This window comes from Bacillus sp. CR71 (genome assembly GCF_003429245.1).
Classification (GTDB): Bacteria; Bacillota; Bacilli; order Bacillales; family Bacillaceae_G; genus Bacillus_A; species Bacillus_A thuringiensis_S.
Genome location: NZ_CP031748.1, coordinates 5,205,133 through 5,224,399, shown reverse-complemented (window position 1 = coordinate 5,224,399; position 19,267 = coordinate 5,205,133). Strand labels below are relative to the sequence as shown.

Below are 19,267 nucleotides of genomic sequence, written 5' to 3'. Positions count from 1 at the left end.
TTATTTTGGAAAGGTTAGATTCTTATATTACTTTTTTAAAACAGGTACCCATATTTCACTTCTGAAATTCGGAGAGGATACGTCTTTACTTTCATTCCACAATATCTCTGGTCCTTCCGCTAGTTCATAGTTCGAAGAAGGGAACCATTCAGAATAAATACGTCCCCACACATTTTGTAATGCATCAGGAAATGGACCGACAGCTTCAAATATAGCCCATGTTGAAGCTGCGACTTCAAGTTGCGCGAATTGCTCTGGACAATCTTTCGTTGTGGCTACTCCAATATAGTGATCAAGTTCTCCTTTTTCCTCCATTCTCCCTTCAGAAAAATTAGTAGAGGCACTAATAATTCCAGTAGGTTCAATGTTTGAAAGTGACTTTAATGTTTGAATGGAGTCTGGGTTTAAACTTTTCCACATAGAAGCGATTTCTTCATTTACACCATTGAAAACGATTGATACTCGTTTTGTAATACCTATAATTCGAAATGGCTCTTTTTCTTCAATTCGATAATTCATTTCATTTCCTCCTTGAATGGATAACTGGAAGGTCATTGGTGAATAAGCCTTCAAAGAATGGCTACTATTTCGGGCCTCTGAAGGTGTTATACCGTGCAAGTTTTGAAATGCACGAGCGAATGAATCTGGTGAGTTGTAGCCATATTTTATAGCGACATCAATGACTTTTACATTGCTGTTTTTTAGTTCAAAGGCAGCGAGAGTAAGACGTCTACAGCGAATATAATCAGATAGTGATATGCCTGCTAAAAACGAAAACATTCTTTTAAAGTGATACTCAGAACAGAGAGCTAGCCTCGCAACTTCTTTAAAATCAATTTCATTCGTAAGGTTACCTTCAATATAGTGCATTGCATTATTCATATTTTTAAGTGAATCCATATTATGACCTCCTCTGTACATAGAATAACAGGAACGAAATAACCCCATCCGACATTTCGTGCACAACTTTGTAGGTGCATTTTTTACCTTACAAAATTGTAATGTTCCTGTAAGGAGAATGAATGGATGGTATGATATCCCAATGTTATAGTAGCAAAGTACTTTAATTCATTATGTTAACTTTTTGATGTCTTTACTTATGTGCCTTACATAACTGTCATGTTTGTGTAAGAAACATCGATAGTGGCAAGAGTAGAGAGTGTATATAGTTGAAAATAGAGAATAGAAGAAATGAGGGATGTCGAGATGAAAACAGTGTTAGAAGCAAAAAATATCGAAAAAGTGTATGACACGGGTGGTAATAAATTTGCAGCGTTAAAAGGTATTAACTTACAAGTAAAAGAAGGTGAATTCGTTGGAATTATGGGACCTTCTGGTTCTGGTAAGACGACTTTACTAAATGTTCTTTCTACAATTGATAATGCGACGAACGGTGAAATTTTAATTGATGGAAAAGATATTGTGAAGATGAATGATGATAAGTTAGCGTTATTCCGCCGCGATCATTTAGGTTTCATTTTCCAAGATTATAATTTATTAGATACGTTAACAGTGAAAGAGAATATCGCTTTACCACTTGCGTTATCAAAGGTGAAAGCGAGTGAGATTGATCGCCGCGTTCTTGAAATCTCAAAGAAATTCGGTATTGATCATATTTTAAGTCAGTTCCCATATCAAGTGTCGGGTGGACAGAAGCAGCGCTGCGCAGCATCACGTGCAATTGTTACGAATCCAAGTATGATTTTCGGAGACGAGCCAACTGGAGCGCTTGATTCTAAATCTGCAACAGATTTACTTGAAAGTATGAAGTCATTAAATGAATATGATAACTCAACAATTTTAATGGTAACGCATGATGCATTTGCAGCAAGTTATTGTAAACGAGTTATTTTCATTAAAGATGGTGAACTATATAAAGAATTGCACCGCGGTGAATCAACGCGTAAACAGTTCTTCCAAAAAGTCGTGGACGTAATGTCTTCTATTTCTGGAGGTATGGCTGATGACCTTATCTAGCATTGCCCTCCGCAACATACAGCGGAACTTTAAAGACTACTTTGTATATTTCGCATCTATGATTTTTAGTATTGTTATTTATTTTACATTTAAAGCACTGCAATATAATTCACAAATGGAAAAAGCAGCAGAAGCTTCTAAAAAGATTAGTGGTGCATTTCAAGTTTCCAGTGTGATGCTTATCATTTTCGTAGCAGTGTTTATTATATATTCGAACGGATTCTTTACACGTAAACGTAAAAAAGAAGTTGGCTTATATTCGTTATTAGGTATTCGAAAAAGACAAATTGGTAAAATGCTCTTTTATGAAAATATGTTAATGGGATTAATGTCATTAGTAATTGGGATTGCGATCGGTAGTGTCCTTTCGAAATTATTCCTTGAGTTATTAGTAAATATGATGGGATTAAATTTAAACGTTCATTTTGAAGTACCAATGGCAGCAATTATTGATACAGCAATTATTTTCTTTGTGATTATTTTATATACATCACTCCAAGGATATCGTTTAATTTATCGCTTTAAGTTAATTGAACTTTTCCGCGCAGAACGTGAAGGAGAAGCAATGCCAAAAGGATCTGTCATTATGGCGTTAATTTCAGTTTTCTTAATCGGCTCAGGTTATTTCTTAGCGTTAATGTTTATGAAAGCAGTTATGTATGCAAACTTTATGGCAGTCGCACTTTATATATTACTTGCGACAGTATTAGGTACGTATTTACTATTTATGTTCTTTACAGTATTCGTATTGAAACGTGCAAGAAATAATAAATCATCGTTTTATAACGGTATGAATATGGTAACGACGTCACAGTTACTATATCGTATTAAAGGAAATGCAAAGTCACTTGCGACGATTTCTATTTTAAGTGCGGTAACATTAACAGCGGTTGGTACGTCAGTTACGATGTATTACAACACATTTACACAATCAAAAGCAGCTATGCCATACAGTTATTCTTACGAGAAAAAAGATGCAGAGCTTGATAAGAAAGTAAATGCGATTTTTGCAGAAGAGAAGAAAGATCATCCGATCAAAGATCAAGTTGAAATTGAGACAGTTCCTGTAAAAGGGAAGTTTGAAGGAGATAAAGTTGATTTCATTCTTAATATGAATTACACGATTTCAGAGAAATATCAATTTATGTCTCAATCTGAATTTAACAAGCTTGCTAAAAAAATTGATGCGGAAACAGTGAATGTAGCTACTGGCGAAGCATTTATATATGATAGTTCTTATATGGAAGGGTATGAGTTTAGCCCCGAATATAAAGGAAATAAAGCGGTATTCCAAATTGAAAATGAAACGAAGACGTTGAAGATCCAAGGTGCAAATAATAATGCAATTACAAACTTAGGTGAACTAGTTGTTGTCGTTTCAGATGAAATGTATGAACAAGCGAAACAAGCATTTGGAACACGTATTGTAAAAAATATTGATGTAAAAGATGAAAGAAACAGTAAAGTGTTAACGGAAAAATTAGCAAAAGTGATGCCAACTGGTGTATCAGAAATGGCACCACCATTTAGAGACTTCTATACTGGTTTCCATATGGGACTGGAAGCAACTGGACTAATGATGTTCATCGGACTATTCTTAGGTTTAGTCTTCCTATTAGCGACAGGCTCAATCATTTACTTTAAGCAGCTTACAGAAGCAAGTGCTGACCGTGATCGTTACATTGTCCTTCATAAAGTCGGGGTAACGAAACAAGAAATGAAAAAAGCTATTGCAAAACAAGTGAGCTTTATCTTTGCAATTCCACTAGTAATCGGAATTCTGCACAGCTTGTTTGCATTAAAAGGTTTAGGGAACATACTGCCATTTGAAATTATGATTCCGCTTTTAATTAGTATTGGAGTATATAGTGTTATTTATATTGGATATTACTTCATCACAGTTCGTTCTTATTATAAAATCGTGAGTGCGAAGTAATAAAGGGACAGCTATCGTAATAGGGATAGCTGTTTTTTTATTCTTCATAAAATCTTAAGAAACTTCCTCAATTTTTATTAAGAAACGATAGTTATACTTAGAAACAAGTTAAAAACTATTGAACGAATGGGGAGAAGGTTACATGCAACTCATAACATTCTTACATGAATTTATTAAACATCCGAAACATACTGGTGCAATTGCGCCAAGTTCAAAAATATTAGCAAAGAAGATGGTAGATGTAATTGATTTTAATAGAGCGAAATGCATTGTAGAGCTAGGGCCGGGTACAGGAGCTTTTACGAAAGAAATTATGAAGAGAAAGAAGAAGGAGACATTATTTCTTCTTATTGAAATTAATGAAGTATTTTTCAAAGAGTTAAAGAGAAAATTTAAAGATGAGCAGAATGTGATTGTTATACATGGCTCAGCGGAAAATATAAAGAAGTATAGGGAACAATTGAATATAGAATGTATTGATTATATCTTATCAGGATTGCCTTTCACTTCTTTACCAGAAGAGGTTTCAAAGCGCATTTTAAACAGCGTAATGGAAACGATACATGAGAATGGAGAATTTATTACATTTCAATATTCACTTGTGAAAAAAGGATTTATACAGCATTTCTTCCCTGAAATTACACTAGAAAAAGTGTGGTTCAATTTCCCGCCAGCTTACGTCTTTAGCTGTAAAAAAGAGCTAAGGAGAGCATATGCATAATGGAGCTAAATGAATTAATGTCATACATTGAGCAGTATGGTTATTGGGCTTTATTTTTCTGTTTATGGTTAGGTATTATCGGTATGCCGATTCCAGATGAAATGATTGTAATGAGCGGTGGATTAGTATCATCGATGGGTATATTGGATTTGATTCCCGCCTTTTTACTAACGTATTTAGGCGTTGTATCCGGCCTTTCTTTAGGGTATATACTCGGGAAAATTTTTGGCATAAAAATACTTAATAAATTGATGAAAAAGAAAAAGACGAAGTATCTTTTAAAATCGCAAGAGATGATAGCAAAATATGGTCATTATACATTAGTTATAAGTTATTTTATACCTGTTGTGAGGCATATCGTACCGTATTTAGTAGGAATGAATAACATGTCTTTTAAAACGTATGCGATTTATTCATATGTAACAGGATTTGTATGGACGTTAGTTTATTTCTTACTAGGTTCTATATTTGGAAAGCATATAGAAGTAATAGTAACACTTGCGACCGAGTACGGTATATATTTTGGTGGCATTGTTATTGTAGTTTGTAGTATTTCTTATATGTATATGCATAAGAAGAATGCCGTAGTGAGTGAAATAAAGCAACATTCATAGTTTGGTAAATGATGCTGGAGGAGATTTTGTGAGTAAAGGAACGATACTTATCGTGGACGATGAGAAGGAAATTAGAAAACTTATCACTATCTATTTAAAGAATGAAGGTTATGAAGTATTACAAGCTGGAGATGGTGATGAAGGTTTAGAAATAGTAAAGAAAAGAGACGTGCATCTAATCGTCCTTGATATTATGATGCCGAAAATAGATGGTATTCATATGTGTATGAAAGTGAGAGAAATAGCGGAAATGCCTATTATTATGCTGTCGGCAAAAACGCAAGATATGGATAAGATTTTAGGATTAACAACTGGGGCAGATGATTACGTAGCTAAACCATTTAATCCACTGGAACTCATTGCTCGTATTAAATCACAACTTCGGAGATATATGAAAATGAGTGGGACAAGTGTACAAGATGAAAATGAAATAGAGATTGGAGATATGAAAGTTAATATAGTAACACGGCAGGTCATTATTGCAAATGAAGAGGTGAAATTGACACCGAGAGAGTTTGAGGTATTAGAATTGCTTGTACGAAATCAAGGAATGGTATTAAATGCAGCACAAATTTATGAAAGAGTATGGAAAGAGCAAGCTTTCCAATCTGATAATACTGTGATGGTACATATTCGGAAAATACGTGAAAAGATAGAGGCGATTCCAAGGAAGCCTCGGTACATTAAAACAGTATGGGGAGTTGGCTACAAGATTGAGAAAGATATTTGAACCGATAATATGGATGAATCAAGTTTTAAAAAAAATGACAGGTAAAATAGTGAGTTATTTGGAAAAGAGCATACGGATACAGCTAATGGCTACATTTACTTTTTGTACGTTACTCGGTTTATTAGTAGGATGGTCTTCATCTTCTTTTTTTGAGGATGCGAATAAAATTTCTATCATTGATTATGCATCAGGTATGGAAGCCATTGATGGACAGACACAAAGGCTTGTTGAAAGTATGACCGAGGAAGGTAAGGAAATTAATATACAAGAACTGCTTGATCAATTGAATGAACAAAATCAACTAAAGATTTTAATAATAGACGAGGATGGGAAAGTCGTTTATAAAACAAAGGGAGCGCCGGAAGAACAAATCAATCTTCATGAGACGATGCGTAATGTGATGGATTTTAAAATGGATCAAGTACGATATGTAGAGGCGCAAAATTTAATTCAAGATGGAACTGAACAAAAGCGTAAGGAGTTTACAACTTTTTATCCGGTTACTGTTAATACGAAAAATATGTATATTATTGCAAGTGGTATACCACAAGGAAATGTGAAGTATATAGTGAATGATAGCAGTCCATTTCCATCTTTACTAGGTTTTATCACTTTTATACTAGCTTTCTTTTATATAACGAAAAGGAAAATGAATCAGATTGAAGCGATGGCAGAAGGAGTAAGGGAATTTTCGAAAGGTAATTTACAATATAAAATCAAACAGGCAGGTCAAGACGAAATAGGTTTATTAACTTCTAATATTAATCAAATGGCAGAAAAGCTCTTGGCTAATATAGAAAAGGAAAAACAAATAGAGAAGCAAAAAAGTGAATTGATTACAAATGTATCACATGATTTAAGAACACCACTTACTTCTATTATGGGGTATTTACGTTTACTAGGTGATGCGAAATATGAAAATAAAGAACAGCATGATGAGTATATAAAAATTGCCTTTTCAAAATCAGAGCAGTTGAAGATGTTAATAGAAGATTTGTTTGAGTATACAAAACTAACAGATGAAAATATGGCGTTAGATTCGCAAGAAGTGTGTATAAATGAACTACTTGATCAATTAATAGAAGAGCTAGTACCACAAGCGGAGGAGCATAATCTTTTTTTTGTAAAAGAATTTCAGGAAGATCGTATATATGCTGTGGTGGACTCAGAAAAAATGGTGCGTGTGTTTGAAAATCTTTTAATAAATGCAATTAAATACAGTATAGATAAAGCAGAAATTCGGGTTTTACTTCAAAGAGAAGAGCAGCATATCAAAATTTCTATAGCTAATCATAGTGAAGAATTTACAAAAAAAGAATTAGAGAATTTGTTTGAGCGTTTTTATAAAAAAGATCAATCGAGAAGTAGAGCTGTAGAAGGTTCAGGTTTGGGGCTTGCAATTGCAAAAAGCATTGTTGAATTGCACAAAGGAGAAATTCGAGCAAAACATGAAAATGGGGTTATTCAATTTATTATATTATTGCCAATTTAATTAGAAGAGCATTAGGAAATTTGGTTACATTTTAATAAGTAATAGTGCCACAATTGATTTAGAGGAAGTCTTTTAAGTGGAAGTATCTGAGAAGAGGAGAATAGAAAGTTTCATGAAAAAAATAAGCGCGTTTATCGCATTGATTATAGTTGGAGTTACATTACTTATAGTGAAGGGTGGATCTATTGTAGATCAACTCAATCCATTTATTAAAGAAGGTATTTATTATGCTGTTGTTGATAATGATGGTAAATATGGAGCCGAAAACAAAGGTTTTGCTAGATGGGAATATAAATTCAAAGGATATAATGAATCTGGTCAAGAGCAAAAGATTGCGATGACTGCTTCAAAACATTTAAGAATAGGAGCATATTTAAAGATTAGATCTAAAGGAAGTTATGGTATGGAATGGGAAGAAGTGCAAGGTGATGAAATACCAGCTAAAGTGAAAGAAAAAGTAACAATAAAACATATTTAGTTATAGAAATGATAAGTTGAACGATCAAAATTTGAATGCAATGGCAGTATATGATAATTTCTAAATTTTTTATAAAGAAAATAAAGTTTATCTGAACTTTATCTAAACTGCATTTATTCTGTATACAATCACTAGTATCCTATAGTGTGTGGATAAAAATTGATAAGGAGTAGCAGGATAATTATGCAGGTTTCTAAGAAGAAAATATTATTATTTCTTTCAATTATTCTTTTGGCTTTATTGGCGGTGTATGTATGTACAAATAATAAGCATGTCCAAAATATTGTTCATAATATAGAAGACATTTATAAAGTATATAAAGAGAATCAAGCATTGAAAGGGAAAATTGAACATCAAGAATCATTAAAGGGTAAAGTGCAAATGTTAAGTGAGGAGAAAGAAAATCTTACTAAACTTATCAATAAAACGAAAGAATTAAAGGAACAAGGAAAATACAATCTAATTCAAGCTACAGTAGTAAGGCGTGAAGCAGAAGATTGGTATGGAAAAATCTCTCTTGAGAGAGGGGCACAACATGGTGTAAAGGTTGGTATGGCTGCTATTACAGTGAACGGTTTTATTGGAAAGGTAGATAGTGTAGATCAATATACATCTGTTGTGAAATTAATTACGAGTGATGAACGAACGAATCGTTTAGCAATCACCCTTCAAAATAATTCATCCATTTTAGGATTTGTTACAGGGTATGATAAGAAAAAACAGGCCCTTCGAATTGATAATATCCCATCAGATAAAGTGAAAGAAATAAAAATAGGTGATAGCATTATTACCTCTGAATTGAGTCAGAAAATACCACCAGGTCTTGAAGTAGCAGAGGTACTAGAACAAGAACAAGATCAATATGGTCTTACTTATACTATTTATGCAAAACCAAAGGCGAATTTATATGATTTAGAATATGTTATTTTAATACAACCTAAATAATAGTTTTATATAGAGTCCATCAGAGGTGGATTAGAAACGAAGAGAATTAATGTAAAGTAAAGAGTGAGAGGGATAAGGAAAGGTAAAACGGTACTAAATTTAATAACATGTGGGTATATCTTTATATCGTTGTTATCTTATCTTTATCTCGGACAATTATAATGAAGAGGTAAACTGATGATAAGTGCAAAGTTATTAAGTATTACAGAGGGGCTTTTTTTGTCCATTTCTAATGTTAATGATTTATATAACTTTTTAAATAGACTAGAAAACCTATAAAATATCCTTCGAATTTATATTTATAAATATATTATTTAAGTGTGAGAATATTGATGTCATCTTCGTGAGAACAAAGTAAAGGTATATGAATCGGATTATGAAAATAATAATTTTAATATAATGATTTTAAGGTATTGTACATTACAAAAATGTAAGGATAATGTAAGAGGAATCAATATTGCTGTTTGTCGGGAAAAGATAAAATGATAGTTAGTGGCTATGAAAATAGCATGATCGTAGCACTAGCCACATGACAGGAGGCAATATGAAAACTTTAATATTTGAAGAGAACGTTGTACAAAGAGGGGATAGTAAAAAGGTGAATGTAGTATACCACGCTGTAGAGAATCGTGGGTGTAAAGTGTGTTATTAAAACTTTCTATTTCCAGTATGAAAAAAATGATAAAGGATTACATCGTTTTACTAATAGGTCTTGTAATCTCAATTTCTATTTTTTATATGTTTCAAACGCTTGCGTTAAATAAAGAGTTTACAATGAATAACAGTATTATTGGTTCAATTGTATTTGTATTTCAAATAGGCTCTGTTTTGGTAGCGTTTATTACATTCTTTTATATTTTTTATGCAAACTCTTTTCTACTTTCACTCCGGCAGAAAGAGCTTGGTATGTACCTTGTATTAGGGGCGAAAAAGAGTAAAATTAGTCAACTTTTATTTTTTGAGACGTTCATTATGGGAATGATTTCACTAGTGCTAGGTAGTGTATTCGGAGCCATTCTTTCTAATTTCGTTAGCAAATTTCTAACGAAACAATTGGAAATTTCAGCGGAAGGTTATCAAGCATTTTATGGTCCTGCATTCAAAATAACATTTATATTCTTTAGTGTGTTATTTCTACTTACATCCGTTGTGAATGTGATTCGTATAGCACTTAAAACAGAACTAGATTTAATTCGTACAGAGGAGCAAACGGAGCGCATACGAATGAAAGGACCAGCCACAATATTGTTACTTTTATGTAGTTTGCTAGGACTAGGTGTAGGGTATTATTTCGTACTCTTCGTAGGAATAAAGGGCGCTGGAGCCATTATGCTTCCACTATTCACGATTACAATCGGGACATATCTTATATTTATTTCGTTCTTACCTATGATTGTTAACAGGTTAAAGAAAACGCGCTATTTAAATGAGAAGAAATTAAATGCATTTACATTTGCACAATTGCAGTTTCGTGTAAGTAGTTTGGCGAAAATATTAGGCACGGTAACGATGCTAATTGGACTGGGTGTGGGGGCAATGGCTGGTGGCATGTCTTTACAGAAAAACGTAATCCTTACAGCAGAAAGAATGTCAGGTTATGATATTACAATTCATGATCCAGAAGCAGAGGATTATAAAGCTATGGAAAAAATGAAAATTGTAGATAAAAAACAATATAAATATAAAGTTAATAATGAGGCTGTTTACTATTTAAAAGAAGAATTATTGGCGAATCCTCCACTGTTGTTTGGAAAGAAAGAGACAACACATATTACTGAACAACTTCCATCTTCGAGCTATAGGATGTTTAAGGGGGAGGAAGTTGATCCATCTAGTTCTACGTTACCACTGAATTGGGATAAGAGTATGGATAGTGATTTTAGATCGAATATTTCTGTATATGATCGTAAACCTGTCTATATCGTCGATGAAAAACGTTATGAAGCAATTCAAGGGAATGAGCATACATTTTTTATTGCTAAAGTAGATAATATTTTAAGGTATAAAACAGAGTTAAAAGAGATGGATGATCGTCAAATCGAAAAAATAGCCGCTACTATTAATAAGCCTAAGGAAGATGTATATTTACCGACAAACTATAGTGATTATGAATCTATGCTTGCCTTTTCAAAAGGAACTTCCTTTATGGGATTCTTTTTAGGCCTTGCTTTTTTAGCTATGATGGCAAGTTGTTTAATGTTTAAGATCCTTTCTGGAGCTACGAAAGATATAGGGCGTTATGAGATGCTTCGGAAAATTGGGGTACGTAAAGAATTACTTATAAAATCTATGTATAAAGAATTAGGCATTGTATTTCTATTTCCAGCTATATTGGGTCTTATACACGTTTTGGTAGGAATGAATGTATTTACATTTGTTAAATTTTTTGTGAATCCATATGTGAATATTGGACTTCCGATTTGTATATTTTTAATTATTTACGTTGTTTACTATTTGATCACTATTCAATTATATAAGGGGATTGTCCTCCCAAAGAAAAAATAGAATATAGAATTCAAGGGTCTCAAACTTATTATAGTTTGGGACTTTTGAATATTATTAAGGAGAAATCAAGGAATCCCTCTACTATTTTTAAGGAAATACATCTATACATAGAGATTAGTGTAATTAATTACACTAATTGAATTTTTAAGTGAAATATATCGTATCTGCATCTTATATTTATATAGCTTGTTTAGTCTATAAATACCCCCAAGCTGGTATTTAAAAAAGTATACAGGGAGAAAATGAAATGAGAAAGAAAATTTTACCAATTTGTGCGATGGCACTTTTATCAATAGGATATTCATCGTTAGCTAGCGCATCTACTGGAACAACGTCAAAGGGAGAGGTATCAGCACAAGCATTAGAAAAAAAGGAAGCAGAATTTCATGCTTGGCAAAAAGAGGCGTTAGAGAAGAAGAAAGCAGCAATGCAGGAGTAAAAAAAATCATTAGAACGAGCAGAAGCCGTGATTCAGGATCAATAAAAAGAAATATTAGGGAAAAAGAAAGCAACGATTCAATCACAACAAAAGAATGATATAGAGAAAAAAGAAGTAGCGAAACAATGATGATACCAAGTGCATGTTTTGTGGTATTAGGATCTGTATTTGGATTTATTCGTCGTAAGATTAAAGTATAAAATTTGTATTAGCCTATAAAAAATGGATGAATTAAAAGTGAAACTTGTAAATTTTATTGGATTTCCTTTTATATTAATTTGGTTATTGAGCATATAGGTGAACAGTAATCATTTGGATAGGAACTATGGTTGGAATGAGTTTGAGATATTGAAAAAGCTTTGCGAGGATACGCAAAGCTTTTTGTATAGTTTATTTTCTTTCGATTCACATTGCAAATAAGGAGAAAGAGGATCCTCTATGTTTGAGTTTATAAAAGGTGAAGAGGAAAATTTATTATAACTTTTGTAATAAGCGTTCGCTGCTTTCCATATCTCCTTTACATAAAGGACATTGCGGCTCTTCTTCTAACGAAAAGTTTTTACGCATCCACCCACGGCAGTTTTCTTCTTGGCATTCCCATACAGCAATTGCTTCTGGTTCTTCTACAGGTTTATCATTTTTTCTCCAATACATGTGATCGCTCCCTTAAATTGAAAAGTTTTTCGGAAAAAACAAAAAAGGTTGTTAACGATTTTGTTAACAACCTTTTTATATTAGTTCATTATACTTTATTTTTTGAAAAAATGCGAAGTTTAGTAATTGTTAAAGTATAGCAAAATAAGGATTATAAATCACTGTTGAAAGCTTTGATAATAATTCAATTTGACACGGTGTATGCCCCGTCAACCTTCTCGATATTTTTCTAGCTCTTCTTCATGCTATTGTTTTGTTGACTTTGGAATTTCTATATCATCAATTAGGCGTCGCTGCTGTTGTGTCTTCCAGAATATGCTCGTTGTATGGAAGACTTTTTGTTTTGAAAACACTATGAAGTTTAATAAATTTATCCAGCATAAACGGGTAGTAGGGATCCCAGCTCAAAATTTGGTTGGAGCGAAGAAGTTAGGTGGAAATAAAGGTTTTGAATATACAGTTAAAGCTTATGATGAGAAGGGAGAAGAGAAAGAAGTAACAATTGATGGCGTAGATAAATTACAAAAAGGCTCGTACTGGCATGTCATTACAAGAGGGAAGTTTTTACATGATAAAGTAGAAATAGAAGTAGATAAAATTCCTGATGGTGCGAAGGCGAAGTTAGGATTATAAAGATAAAACCGATTCTCAATGTGGGAATCGGTTTTGTTATTTTATGGTAAAATATAGAAAGGAAGTGAGAGATATGCTGCTCGTTGTTAGCCTTATATTAATTGGGGTTATGTGCAGTATGAGAATAGTATCCTTACATATGATAGAACGAGAAAAGATAGAAGAGAGAGATGTATATTGTCCAAAACGTAATGCGAAAATTTGAAGAGGAAATTCTGCTCCTTTTTGTTCGAAATGTAATTTAATATTTTAACTATAGGAAATCCGAAATCATTTTGTATGGTTTCGGATTTTTTATGCTGAAAATAGAAGAAATAAAGAGCGGAAAAAAGTTTGAACAAGGGATTGAGTATATGAATATTATTGAAGGATATCCCATTATTATGAAGTATTTCGTAGAGATGGATCAAGAAGTTTTGAGGGTTTTATTACCTGATGAAAGAGGGATTCTTCCTACGAGGCCAGAGTGTGATGAATGTTATAAGACTCAATTGGATGGTATTGAGGAGAGTTGATAAAAAAAGAGCTTGAAACTATTCAAGCTCTTTTTTATGACTATTTATGTCCTAAAATATGCTCAATCTCATGCAAACTTAATTTACTTGCCTTAGCAATCGTTTCAAGTGGTATACCAAGATCATACATATTTTTAATCATTTGAATTTTTCCCTGTTGGACTCCTTCTTTTCGACCTTTTTCAATGCCCTGTTGAATGCCCTGTTGAATGCCTTTTTCAATGCCTTTTTCAATGCCTTTTTCAAGCCCTTTTTTTATCCCTTGTTCCATCCCTCTTTTTATTCCTTCTGTCTCTGCGTGGGCGAATTTTGCTGCTTCATCCATTAAAACTTTCTCCCTTGCGTCATAGGCTTGTCGGAAAGAAGAATCTTGACTCATACGTTCCCATTTATTTATCGCTTTTTGTAAAATAGGGTCTTGGTTCATAGCAATATCCTCCAATAGTTTAGTTAAGTGCTCATCCTCATTTGCTGAAAGCAATAAAAGCCAACGAACAAATGGATCTTTCCACGGATTTACTTTTTCTTCATACCATTGTTCAGTTAACTTTGGAATTTCTATAGTGTGGATTTCTATGTCGTCACTTAGGAGTTTTTTTTGTTGTGTATTCCATAATATGCTCGTTGTATGGAAGGCTGGGTGTTCCGAAAACATTACGAAGTTTAGTAAGTTTATGGTGATGGTTTTGTGAAGTGCACTGTAGGGCATCGCTTTTTGTAGTTGAGATGTGTATAGTCTTCCCCAATAATATAAACTGCGTTTAACCATATCGTGATTATTATTGAGTTGTATTTCTACATTGACTTTTGTTCCTGTGTTTAATGTCGCTGAAATGTCTAAAATAGATAACTTATCCTCTTCATATTCCCTGTGTAAATGTGGATCTTCTAGTTGTAGAGAAGCAATGGGCGACTCTAAAGAATCTTGTAACATAGCGTTTAAAAATGCAATTAGAATATCTTCACTACCATTCGTACCAAACAATTGTTTAAATGCAAAATCAATGCGTAAATTAACTAACTGTTGGTTGAACAAAGTTTGTCCTCTCCCTTATATGAAGGTGCTTCTTTCCTTCATTGTACATAAAAAGAACTAGAGTATGCAAACTAGTCATTCTACTATTTTTTAGTAATATTATTAGAAAATGAAAGGTAAGTATGTTTATGGTATACTCTAGTGAAATTGTAAATAAGGATGCTAATACGAACTGGGAAAATTGGGTGGAGTTTGGTTGTGACTGAAAAAGATAGGAGAAAGAATAATAAATGAAAAGAAGAAGAAAATCTGGAGAAAAAGTACAAATGAGTCATTTTACACTTCCTTTATGCTACGGAAGTGAAGCACCATATTATTATTACGAGGTAGCGCCCCATGAAAGAGAGGGACGCTTCCATTTAACATCAGAACTTTGCGTAATGGACGATGAACATTACTTTATTAGAGGTTGTTTAGAGATTCCTATCATTGATTACCACGAAAATTTCATATGGACTGTGTGGGTATCGCTTAGTAAAGAAAGTTATGATGAAGTATTAGAAAAGTGGGATGAGAGAGGCCGAGAAAATAGTGATCCTTATTTTGGGTGGTTATCTGTAGAAATACCAGTTTATCCAGAAACATTAAATTTAAAAACAAATGTACATATAAGAGAAGTTGGAATGGCACCGTATGTTGAATTAGAGCCAACCGACCATCCTTTAGCGATCGAACAAAGAAATGGAATTACTTTAGACAGAGTTAAAGAAATAGAGGAAATTATTCAACGACATAACTAGATTAGAAGAGAAAAAACGAGTGCTAGCACTCGTTTTTTTCTTTACACAACCGCAGGATTATAAATCATCGTAAAGTGTCCTGGTAATAATTCAATGTGACAAGGTGTATGAAGCGAACTTTCTCCATCTGTATCTACTTCTTTTTCTTCCTCTGTTTCGATATGAATGGATTTCGCTTTTACGTGGAAGATGTCATTTTCATTTGAGTCTTCAAATAATTTCTTTCCGATGTAATCTTTAAATGCTTGAATACCTGTTGATTTGACTACGAAAATATCAAGTGTTCCGTCATCACATTTTACGTTCGGAATAAAGGATGGAATACCGCCAAGATATTCACCATTTCCAACCATGACAAGGACAGCTTCGTCTTCATATACTTGTCCGTCATAAGTAATTTTTACCGGGAATGTTTCAGCATTTTTTACAGTTCGAATTGTACTTAAATAGTAACCGATTTTACCAAGCTTTGCTTTTTCTTCTGCATCGATATTGTTTGATACTTCAGATACGAGACCAATCCCCCAGAAGTTTAAGAAATGTTGTCCATTTGCTTTTGCAACGTCAACTGGTTTTATATGTTCTTTTGTAATAAGTTTTGCCGCTTCTGCAATGTTTTGCGGAACACCAAGTGTGCGAGAGAAGTCATTGCAAGTTCCACCTGGAATAATTGCAAGTGTAGGTCTAGTTTCGAGAGGTGCTAAGCCATTTGTGCATTCAAATACTGTTCCATCACCACCAAAGACGATAATTAAATCTACTTTACTAGCAAACTCTTGGCAATATTTTGTTGCATCACCTTGTTTTTTCGTATGAAGGATATGTAGATCAGGAAAAGCTGCGGCAAGAGGTGGTACGATTTTTGTTAAATTTGTATGTAAGTCACCTTGACCAGCTTTCGGATTTATGATGAGGAGTACTTTTTCAAATTTTGTCTTTGTCATTTTTATTCTCTCCCTTTGTCTTTTACGAATCGTGATAGAAAATAAACTTCCATCAGTAATTGATGGAAGCTTATTTTATTATATTATTCCGTTACAACTGAAGCAATAAATGGTAAGTTACGATATTTTTCCGCACAGTCGATACCGTATCCAACGATGAATTCATCTGGAATTTGGAAGCCAACATATTCAGCTGTTAAGTCTACTTTACGGCGTTCTGGCTTATCAAGTAATGTACAGAACTTGAGTGCCTTTGGTTTATGCATAAAGAAGTGGTCTTTTAGGAAATGAAGTGTTAAACCAGAATCGATAATATCTTCTACAACAATTACGTTTTTTCCAGTAATGTTTACGTCAATATCTTTTAGTAGTTTCACTTTTCCTGTTGTTTCTGTTTGATTTCCGTAGCTAGATGCAGAAATAAAGTCAATTGTTACATCATTTTTGATGTGACGAATTAAATCAGCAGCAAATACGAATGAACCTTTTAATACTGCGATAACTACGATTTCTTCTCCTTCAAAGTCACGTTCGATTTGAAGTGCTAATTCTTTCACTTTTGCTTGTAATTGTTCTTCAGAAATTAAAGTGTCTTTTATTTCAATATTCATTGTAATCCTCCTACAGTGTAAAACTTGCGAACATTTCGACTGTAAAGGATAGAATAGAAAAAGTCAAAGGAGATAGTAATTTTTTACAAAGATAAAGACAAAATCATCTGATGATATGATATACTAAGTACATTAAGAAAACGCTTCCAAAAAGGGTGAATATGATGAAGAAGAAACAGTACACAAGTGTAACATTTATAAAAGCATTACTTTTAACAATTGTTCTTGGCCTGTTGGCTTACGTAATTGATGTACCTGCGATTCGTATTTCATTAATTGGAATGACTTTAGTGTTAGGAGCAATTTCGCACGGTATGATGTCGCAGCTAAAAGAAGCTGGACTTGATGATATGAGAAATCATATAGATAAAAAGTAAGAAACCTTCATTATATAGAGTGAAGGTTTTTTGTTTCTTACAAAAATGTAAGGTAGTTGTAAGGCAAATCGATAGTTGCATAATAGCATTTTGGATAAACTATGGGTGTAAGGTAAAAGGCAAGCATATTTTAGGTAAATTAAGTTTTAGGCACTCTATATGTGAAAAAGGAGTAGGAGGGCATGGAGAAACGTTGGACGACCTTTTCTTTTTTAGCGACTAGTAATACCGTAATGCTAGATGGAAAAATGGATTTTTTGCACTTGTTTGATCGTGAAGATGATCATTCTTCTTCTAAATTTACAATGAAATGGAATAAATGGAGCGAAAGTTGTAGGTTTGAAGAAGAGGCCCCTAACGAAGAGCAAAAGATTATTTTGACAAACCCTATTAAAGCGTGGGTTGTTCAACGTCGTAAGTGTAACGTCAAAAATCACTTCAAGAAAACTGAGCCGAGACAATTAGTTATCGCTCCGGCCCGTTCTACTTCCAAATCGCGCGAAAGTAACATGTAAATATTGAGACACACACCCGAAAAAAACATCGTATATATTGCGATGTTTTTTTCTTTTTCTACAATGAAATCTTTAAATGAATTATATTTCATCTGCATCTTATATTTATATCTCTTGCTTATTCTAGTAATACATCCGATGCGAGTTGATGTGAATAAAATATAAGGAGAGAATGAAGATGAAAAAGAGACTATTACCAATTTGTGCAATGGCACTTTTAACAGTAGGATATTCTTCAGTAGCGAGTGCTTCAACAGGAACATTGACAAAGGAAGAAGCAGCGCAAATGCAGCAAGATAAAGCTAAAAAAGAAGAAGCAATTAAGGAACAGCAAAAAAGTGAAATAGAGAAAAAGGAAGCAGCACAAGTACAAGAAAAAAATGATATGGCTAAAGAAGAGGAAGCAATAAAAGCTGAGAAAAAAAGTGAAGAAGAGAAAAAGAGAATAGCGCAAGAACAGTTAAAAAACGATATGGCCAAAAAAGAAGCAGCTATAGAAGTTGGGCAAAAGAATGAAGTAGCTAAAAAAGAAGTAGCCAAGCCAGTTGTACAAGGTGAAAAATTGCCAAACACGGCATCAAATAACGTGGTAATGATGGGATTAAGTGCAGCCCTTGTAGCACTAGGTACATTATTTGGTTTGAATCGTCGCAGTAAGTTTAAAGCGTAAATAAAATATTGTCCTATAAAGAATGGGATAATTTCATATATTAAAAATGGTAGGTTACTCCTACCATTTTTGGCATGGAGGGATGAAACATGAAGTTACTCAATTATATCGGTATCATATTGATGGCTATAGGGCTATTCATGGGATCCTATTACGCTGTGGAATGGTATAAAGGAAAGAGCTCTGCCGGGCAATTAACAGCAGAAGAAATAAAGAGCCTTAAAAATATACAAGATACTCAACTTTCTCATGAAACACCTGTAACCACTCAAGTGCCTTCTTCTCAAACAGAACATAAAGAAGGAGAAAAGGTAGCGATGTTAAACATACCGAAAATAAAGAAGAAGTTTTCTATATATTGGGGAGCGGATGATACGACTCTGAAAAAAGGAGTTGGTATGTTTGTTAGTGATTTAACGACAACTCCATCTGGAGGGGGACATACTGTACTGAGTGGACATCGAGATACTGTATTTACAGATTTAGGAGAGTTGAAAGAAAAGGATACCCTTGTTTTAGAGTATGATAATAAAACGTACACATATGAAATTCAAAAGACATGGATTACTCATGCGGATGATCGTACTGTTATTATAAAAAAAGAAGAACCGATATTAACACTGACAACTTGTTATCCATTTGATTATATAGGGGATGCACCAGATAGATATATTATCGAGGCGAAGTTAACTGGCAGTTATTCAAAATGAAATTATAGTTTCTGAAAGCAGGAGG

The 19,267-nt window shown here is 33.4% G+C and carries 21 protein-coding genes and 1 pseudogene; 17 read left to right on the top strand and 5 right to left on the bottom strand.

What is annotated here, in order from left to right; all coding sequences use genetic code 11:
* Positions 1-27 precede the first annotated feature (27 nt).
* On the bottom strand, positions 28-900 hold the full coding sequence (locus tag DOS87_RS26400; RefSeq protein ID WP_000377725.1) for an AraC family transcriptional regulator: 873 nt from the start codon (positions 898-900) through the stop codon (positions 28-30).
* Positions 901-1,206: 306 nt separating this feature from the next.
* On the opposite strand from DOS87_RS26400, the gene DOS87_RS26395 reads away from it, so the two are divergent.
* The 10 genes from DOS87_RS26395 (at position 1,207) to DOS87_RS26350 (ending at position 11,837) form a co-directional block, all read left to right on the top strand.
* Positions 1,207-1,977 (top strand): ABC transporter ATP-binding protein, encoded by a 771-nt coding sequence (locus tag DOS87_RS26395; protein ID WP_000859656.1) that lies wholly within the window; start codon positions 1,207-1,209, stop codon positions 1,975-1,977.
* Entirely contained in the window at positions 1,964-3,913 is a 1,950-nt protein-coding gene (locus DOS87_RS26390) for an ABC transporter permease (RefSeq protein WP_000176146.1), read from the top strand. The genes DOS87_RS26395 and DOS87_RS26390 overlap by 14 nt, the downstream gene beginning before the upstream one ends.
* Positions 3,914-4,055: 142 nt before the next feature.
* The gene (locus DOS87_RS26385) at positions 4,056-4,634 is read left to right on the top strand and encodes a class I SAM-dependent methyltransferase (RefSeq protein WP_001176071.1); all 579 of its coding nucleotides are present in this window, start codon (positions 4,056-4,058) and stop codon (positions 4,632-4,634) included.
* Positions 4,634-5,248, top strand: a complete 615-nt coding sequence (locus DOS87_RS26380) for a DedA family protein (RefSeq protein ID WP_000422376.1) — start codon at positions 4,634-4,636, stop codon at positions 5,246-5,248. The genes DOS87_RS26385 and DOS87_RS26380 overlap by 1 nt, the downstream gene beginning before the upstream one ends.
* A gap of 28 nt (positions 5,249-5,276) precedes the next feature.
* Entirely contained in the window at positions 5,277-5,978 is a 702-nt protein-coding gene (locus DOS87_RS26375; protein ID WP_098578159.1) for a response regulator transcription factor, read from the top strand.
* Positions 5,962-7,470 (top strand): sensor histidine kinase, encoded by a 1,509-nt coding sequence (locus DOS87_RS26370; RefSeq protein WP_098578160.1) that lies wholly within the window; start codon positions 5,962-5,964, stop codon positions 7,468-7,470. The genes DOS87_RS26375 and DOS87_RS26370 overlap by 17 nt, the downstream gene beginning before the upstream one ends.
* 112 nt (positions 7,471-7,582) lie before the next feature.
* Positions 7,583-7,948 (top strand): YxeA family protein, encoded by a 366-nt coding sequence (locus DOS87_RS26365; RefSeq protein ID WP_000723891.1) that lies wholly within the window; start codon positions 7,583-7,585, stop codon positions 7,946-7,948.
* A gap of 183 nt (positions 7,949-8,131) precedes the next feature.
* Positions 8,132-8,893: a rod shape-determining protein MreC gene (mreC, locus tag DOS87_RS26360; protein ID WP_001198147.1), complete on the top strand. Its 762-nt coding sequence runs from the start codon at positions 8,132-8,134 to the stop codon at positions 8,891-8,893.
* Positions 8,894-9,535: 642 nt separating this feature from the next.
* A complete protein-coding gene (locus tag DOS87_RS26355; protein WP_098578161.1) occupies positions 9,536-11,398 on the top strand; it encodes an FtsX-like permease family protein in 1,863 nt (620 codons plus the stop codon).
* Positions 11,399-11,645: 247 nt separating this feature from the next.
* Positions 11,646-11,837 (top strand): hypothetical protein, encoded by a 192-nt coding sequence (locus DOS87_RS26350; protein WP_002162460.1) that lies wholly within the window; start codon positions 11,646-11,648, stop codon positions 11,835-11,837.
* A gap of 474 nt (positions 11,838-12,311) precedes the next feature.
* Here DOS87_RS26350 and DOS87_RS26345 read toward each other — a convergent pair whose 3' ends face one another.
* On the bottom strand, positions 12,312-12,491 hold the full coding sequence (locus DOS87_RS26345) for a cold-inducible protein YdjO-related protein (RefSeq protein ID WP_000289928.1): 180 nt from the start codon (positions 12,489-12,491) through the stop codon (positions 12,312-12,314).
* Between the two features lie 423 nt (positions 12,492-12,914).
* Between DOS87_RS26345 and DOS87_RS26340 the strand changes: the two are divergent.
* Positions 12,915-13,124, top strand: a pseudogene (locus DOS87_RS26340) (DUF1093 domain-containing protein); the annotation flags it as partial.
* Positions 13,125-13,420: 296 nt separating this feature from the next.
* Complete coding sequence (locus tag DOS87_RS26335) at positions 13,421-13,639, top strand: hypothetical protein (protein WP_098424804.1); 219 nt, start codon at positions 13,421-13,423, stop codon at positions 13,637-13,639.
* Positions 13,640-13,679: 40 nt separating this feature from the next.
* On the opposite strand, the gene DOS87_RS26330 is transcribed toward DOS87_RS26335, so the two are convergent.
* On the bottom strand, positions 13,680-14,675 hold the full coding sequence (locus tag DOS87_RS26330; protein ID WP_098578162.1) for an Rpn family recombination-promoting nuclease/putative transposase: 996 nt from the start codon (positions 14,673-14,675) through the stop codon (positions 13,680-13,682).
* Between the two features lie 230 nt (positions 14,676-14,905).
* Here DOS87_RS26330 and DOS87_RS26325 point away from each other — a divergent pair, with 230 nt between their 5' ends.
* Positions 14,906-15,415 carry a DUF2199 domain-containing protein gene (locus DOS87_RS26325; RefSeq protein WP_000830226.1) on the top strand — a complete coding sequence of 170 codons (510 nt, stop codon included), beginning with the start codon at positions 14,906-14,908 and terminating at the stop codon, positions 15,413-15,415.
* Positions 15,416-15,456: 41 nt separating this feature from the next.
* On the opposite strand, the gene DOS87_RS26320 is transcribed toward DOS87_RS26325, so the two are convergent.
* Together DOS87_RS26320 and hpt are read right to left on the bottom strand one after the other, a co-directional pair.
* Positions 15,457-16,359: a diacylglycerol/lipid kinase family protein gene (locus tag DOS87_RS26320; RefSeq protein ID WP_000167878.1), complete on the bottom strand. Its 903-nt coding sequence runs from the start codon at positions 16,357-16,359 to the stop codon at positions 15,457-15,459.
* A gap of 83 nt (positions 16,360-16,442) precedes the next feature.
* Entirely contained in the window at positions 16,443-16,970 is a 528-nt protein-coding gene (hpt, locus tag DOS87_RS26315) for a hypoxanthine phosphoribosyltransferase (protein ID WP_001019295.1), read from the bottom strand.
* A gap of 161 nt (positions 16,971-17,131) precedes the next feature.
* On the opposite strand from hpt, the gene DOS87_RS26310 reads away from it, so the two are divergent.
* From DOS87_RS26310 to DOS87_RS26295, 4 genes are all read left to right on the top strand, one after another.
* Positions 17,132-17,347, top strand: coding sequence for a hypothetical protein (locus DOS87_RS26310; RefSeq protein WP_002081963.1), 216 nt, complete (start codon positions 17,132-17,134; stop codon positions 17,345-17,347).
* A 182-nt stretch (positions 17,348-17,529) separates the two neighbouring features.
* Complete coding sequence (locus DOS87_RS26305; RefSeq protein WP_000415613.1) at positions 17,530-17,862, top strand: hypothetical protein; 333 nt, start codon at positions 17,530-17,532, stop codon at positions 17,860-17,862.
* A gap of 178 nt (positions 17,863-18,040) precedes the next feature.
* Positions 18,041-18,532 carry an LPXTG cell wall anchor domain-containing protein gene (locus DOS87_RS26300; RefSeq protein ID WP_000746713.1) on the top strand — a complete coding sequence of 164 codons (492 nt, stop codon included), beginning with the start codon at positions 18,041-18,043 and terminating at the stop codon, positions 18,530-18,532.
* Positions 18,533-18,621: 89 nt separating this feature from the next.
* The gene (locus DOS87_RS26295; protein ID WP_000771574.1) at positions 18,622-19,242 is read left to right on the top strand and encodes a class D sortase; all 621 of its coding nucleotides are present in this window, start codon (positions 18,622-18,624) and stop codon (positions 19,240-19,242) included.
* Positions 19,243-19,267: the final 25 nt, after the last annotated feature.

What these genes read in the sequence shown, in the direction of transcription:
- DOS87_RS26400 (WP_000377725.1), bottom strand. Translation starts at nt 900, where the DNA reads ATGGATTCACTTAAAAATATGAATAATGCAATGCACTATATTGAAGGT.
- DOS87_RS26395 (WP_000859656.1), top strand. Translation starts at nt 1,207, where the DNA reads ATGAAAACAGTGTTAGAAGCAAAAAATATCGAAAAAGTGTATGACACG.
- DOS87_RS26390 (WP_000176146.1), top strand. Translation starts at nt 1,964, where the DNA reads ATGACCTTATCTAGCATTGCCCTCCGCAACATACAGCGGAACTTTAAA.
- DOS87_RS26385 (WP_001176071.1), top strand. Translation starts at nt 4,056, where the DNA reads ATGCAACTCATAACATTCTTACATGAATTTATTAAACATCCGAAACAT.
- DOS87_RS26380 (WP_000422376.1), top strand. Translation starts at nt 4,634, where the DNA reads ATGGAGCTAAATGAATTAATGTCATACATTGAGCAGTATGGTTATTGG.
- DOS87_RS26365 (WP_000723891.1), top strand. Translation starts at nt 7,583, where the DNA reads ATGAAAAAAATAAGCGCGTTTATCGCATTGATTATAGTTGGAGTTACA.
- mreC (WP_001198147.1), top strand. Translation starts at nt 8,132, where the DNA reads ATGCAGGTTTCTAAGAAGAAAATATTATTATTTCTTTCAATTATTCTT.
- DOS87_RS26350 (WP_002162460.1), top strand. Translation starts at nt 11,646, where the DNA reads ATGAGAAAGAAAATTTTACCAATTTGTGCGATGGCACTTTTATCAATA.
- DOS87_RS26345 (WP_000289928.1), bottom strand. Translation starts at nt 12,491, where the DNA reads ATGTATTGGAGAAAAAATGATAAACCTGTAGAAGAACCAGAAGCAATT.
- DOS87_RS26335 (WP_098424804.1), top strand. Translation starts at nt 13,421, where the DNA reads ATGCTGAAAATAGAAGAAATAAAGAGCGGAAAAAAGTTTGAACAAGGG.
- DOS87_RS26325 (WP_000830226.1), top strand. Translation starts at nt 14,906, where the DNA reads ATGAAAAGAAGAAGAAAATCTGGAGAAAAAGTACAAATGAGTCATTTT.
- DOS87_RS26320 (WP_000167878.1), bottom strand. Translation starts at nt 16,359, where the DNA reads ATGACAAAGACAAAATTTGAAAAAGTACTCCTCATCATAAATCCGAAA.
- hpt (WP_001019295.1), bottom strand. Translation starts at nt 16,970, where the DNA reads ATGAATATTGAAATAAAAGACACTTTAATTTCTGAAGAACAATTACAA.
- DOS87_RS26310 (WP_002081963.1), top strand. Translation starts at nt 17,132, where the DNA reads ATGATGAAGAAGAAACAGTACACAAGTGTAACATTTATAAAAGCATTA.
- DOS87_RS26305 (WP_000415613.1), top strand. Translation starts at nt 17,530, where the DNA reads ATGGAGAAACGTTGGACGACCTTTTCTTTTTTAGCGACTAGTAATACC.
- DOS87_RS26300 (WP_000746713.1), top strand. Translation starts at nt 18,041, where the DNA reads ATGAAAAAGAGACTATTACCAATTTGTGCAATGGCACTTTTAACAGTA.
- DOS87_RS26295 (WP_000771574.1), top strand. Translation starts at nt 18,622, where the DNA reads ATGAAGTTACTCAATTATATCGGTATCATATTGATGGCTATAGGGCTA.